The organism is Pseudoalteromonas sp. Z1A6 (assembly GCF_011378745.1).
GTDB classification, from domain to species: Bacteria; Pseudomonadota; Gammaproteobacteria; order Enterobacterales; family Alteromonadaceae; genus Pseudoalteromonas; species Pseudoalteromonas arctica.
The window spans coordinates 1-3,457 of the sequence record NZ_WTKW01000402.1; the positions used below are offsets into that span (position 1 = coordinate 1).

At 35.7% G+C, this 3,457-nt stretch carries 2 protein-coding genes; one reads left to right on the top strand and one right to left on the bottom strand.

Going from position 1 to position 3,457, the window contains the following annotated elements; genetic code table 11:
- Nucleotides 1-209 precede the first annotated feature (209 nt).
- The gene (locus GQR46_RS17760) at nucleotides 210-1,043 is read left to right on the top strand and encodes a UDP-2,3-diacylglucosamine diphosphatase (RefSeq protein WP_165741799.1); all 834 of its coding nucleotides are present in this window, start codon (nucleotides 210-212) and stop codon (nucleotides 1,041-1,043) included.
- Between the two features lie 25 nt (nucleotides 1,044-1,068).
- Here GQR46_RS17760 and GQR46_RS17765 read toward each other — a convergent pair.
- On the bottom strand, nucleotides 1,069-3,457 hold a 2,389-nt coding region (locus GQR46_RS17765), incomplete at its 5' end, for an ATP-binding protein (RefSeq protein ID WP_165741801.1).

Consider the following 3,457-nt stretch of genomic DNA (forward strand, 5'->3'; position numbering starts at 1 on the left):
TCTATCTCGAGCAGCTATTTTCAGCGCTAACTGCGTTGAATTTACTTGCAATAGGCTCGCTATTGACGCGTAAATTCGCCTTGTTTTCACTGAAAATCTCTGGCTAGAGAAAATAAATTTAAATATCACCATGATTCAATACCTTAGTAAATCTCTTAACCAGAGTTCAGGTTATTTAACTATTACACTCGATACTTTAGGGAATGAAAATGAGTAATGGCGCAAACACTAAGAAGCAACACTACCCTGCTATTTGGATATCTGATGTTCATTTAGGTTACAAAGACTGTAAAGCAGATTACTTACTCGATTTTTTAAACTCGGTAGAATCCGACACACTTTATTTAGTGGGTGATATTATTGATTTATGGTCAATGAAACGTCAGTTTTATTGGCACCCTTCGCATTATCAAGTATTAAACTCTATACAAAAAAAAGCAGCTAGCGGTACACGCGTCATTTATATTCCCGGTAATCATGACGAAACGTTTAGAAACTATATAAATCAAACGTTATTTGGTATTGAAATCCACCAGCAATTTATTCACACCACTAAAGCTAATAAACGTTTTTTACTCGTACACGGTGATGACTTTGATTCCGCGACACGCTATAACAAACTTATTAGTATCGCAGGTGATGCAGGGTACGACTTTTTATTATTTTTAAACCGCTGGACCAATCGTATTCGAAAGCTATTTGGTGGTAATTACTACTCGCTTGCATCATGGATAAAAGCTCGCGTACACAAAGCACGTGAAGCAATTAAAGCCTTCGAAGATGCCGCAATTCATGAAGCTAAAAAGCAAAACGTAGACGGTATTATTTGTGGACACATTCATCATCCCAAAATAAAAGTAGATGACGGAATTATGTATTGTAACGATGGAGACTGGATTGAGAGTTGTACGGCGCTGGTAGAGCAGCAAGATGGAAAAATTGAATTACTACATTGGTCAGACACACAAACCGTACTCGATAGCGCCGACATAACAAGGTTAAATATATCAACGGATGCTAAACCAAAAAAATCAGCTGCATAAGCAGCTGATTCTCATCTAATAACGATTAACTTAGCCAGGTGATTAACTTATCTTTCAGCGTTCTTGGTTTGATTGGTTTAGTAATATAGTCGTTCATGCCTGCAGTTAAACAACGTTCTCTATCACCTTCCATTGCGCTTGCTGTCATAGCAATAATAGGTATGTAAGTGTAGTCTACCCCGGCCTTACTATTTCTGATTTCACTTGTTGTATCGTAGCCATTTAAATTAGGCATTTGGCAATCCATTAAAATAACATCAAAAGCTTGCTCTGTGTTTTCTCTCAATGCTTCTAATGCTTCTACACCGTCTGATGCACAGGTGATTTTTACTTTAGTGCGTTTTAAAATCGCCTTAGCAACTTCAATATTAATCATATTATCGTCTACTAATAATATATGATAAGCAGACAAATCAGGCTCTACTTGTTCTTCTGTTAAGCCTTTTGGTGGCGCTATAATACAATCATTACTGGCACCAAATAAGCTGGCTAACTTATAGCTAAATTGATCTTGGGTAAGCGGTTTATTTAGAATGTGGCTACCCTCAGGTAATATCATTTTAGTCGGTTTATCGGTCACCATGTCGCGTAAAATTAAGACGTACTTTTTATTAAACTGCTTACAGTAATCAATTAACGCATCAATTTGAGGATGCTCATCGTCAATCAATAATAAGTCAGCTTCAAACTCTTTATGCTCACTAAAGTAGTCGAGTCTTACAATGTTTTCTGCATTTACTTTACAGGTTAGTAGCAATAAATCGCACACGTTTTTATAAACGTTATCGCGCGCTATTAATGCCGCTACGTTAATACTTGTAGCAAGCTCAATACCTGTGTTTAATTTTTTCTCTTGTGCTACATGTAGCTCAACTGTTGCGGTAAAGGTACTACCAGCACCCTTTTCACTTATAACCGTAATATTACCACCCATTAACTGAGCAAGTTTTTTACATATAGATAAGCCTAAGCCTGTACCACCAAAATGGCGGGTTGTACTTGAATCTTCTTGTGTAAACACTTCAAATAGTTTGTCTATGTTCTCTGGCGCTATACCAATTCCCGTGTCTTTTATTGTAAAGCTCATTAATAACTTTGAGTCGGTAATGTACTTAGAGCCGACAGTTAAACTTACTTCACCTCGGTGAGTAAATTTAAATGCATTATTAACTAAGTTAATTAAAATTTGTTTAAGTCGATGGCTGTCGCCAATAACCATTCTATCTACTACATCTTTTGTATCTAAAAACACTTCAAGACCTTTGCGCTGGCCCTGTAACGCTAAAGAGCTAATCATATCGCTACATACTGTAACAACATCAAATGTATGATTATCAATATCAAGCTTACCCGCTTCTATTTTAGAAAAATCGAGAATATCGTTAATCAAATTCATCAGAGAGTTAGCACTACTATTAGCTAATTTTAAGTAATGGTATTGTTGTTCACTTAAGCCATCTTCTTTGAGCATTTCAAGCATACCCAAAACGCCATTCATCGGTGTGCGTATTTCGTGAGATATATTTGCTACAAAGTCACTTTTTGCTTGGCTCGCTGCTAATGCTTGATCAATTGCTCGCTCTAGCTCAACAGTCCTTTGTGATACTTTTAGCTCTAAAGTACTGTTTAAGCCTTCAAGCTCTGATTGAGTATTTTTTAATGAGCTAATATTTCTTAAAATAGCCGCTACCTGATAACGGTTATTGTAGACATCAAAAATACTACTGAGTGTAATTGAAAAGTATTGTTTGTTGCCATAACCATCTGTGTAGATAGCTTCAAACGGCATTTTTGATCCGTTTGAAATAGTCTCTTCTATACAGTTATTATCGGCTTCATTTAAGTTAAATAAAGAAACAAAGTCAGGGCTAGTGCCTGAGATTGAATTACCGAAAACCTCTTTAGCTGTATTATTAAAGTGAACAATTTCGCCGTTTTGCTCAATTGTAAAAATAGCATCCAAAGAATTTTCTATTACTTTATTGTTTTGCTCTTTTAGAGAATTAATTAACAACTTACGGTTTATAAAACGTTGGTATAAAAAGGCAATAACTAAAAATACGCTAAAGAATACCACTAGCATTGCAATAAAGTTTTGACGCCTTTCGTTCACCTTTGCAAACAACGTTTTAGTATCAACACTTACACCAAGCTCTAAAGGTAACATCGCAATATCACCATCAAACGAAATACGTTTTTTTAACGTGTAAGCAATTGGGTAATTACTTAGCGGTAAAGTGCCTTGCTCTGCCATTGTGCTTGCAGTGGAAAATTCTTCAGTCCATGTTTTTGCTTTATTAAATTCAAAACCGAAGCGTAATTGAGAGTTTGGATGATATAAAAATTCACCTTCATTATTCATTAGGTAAATTTGTGTTCCTTGTGGAGATTCAACCGTTAAACTTTTTATTAAT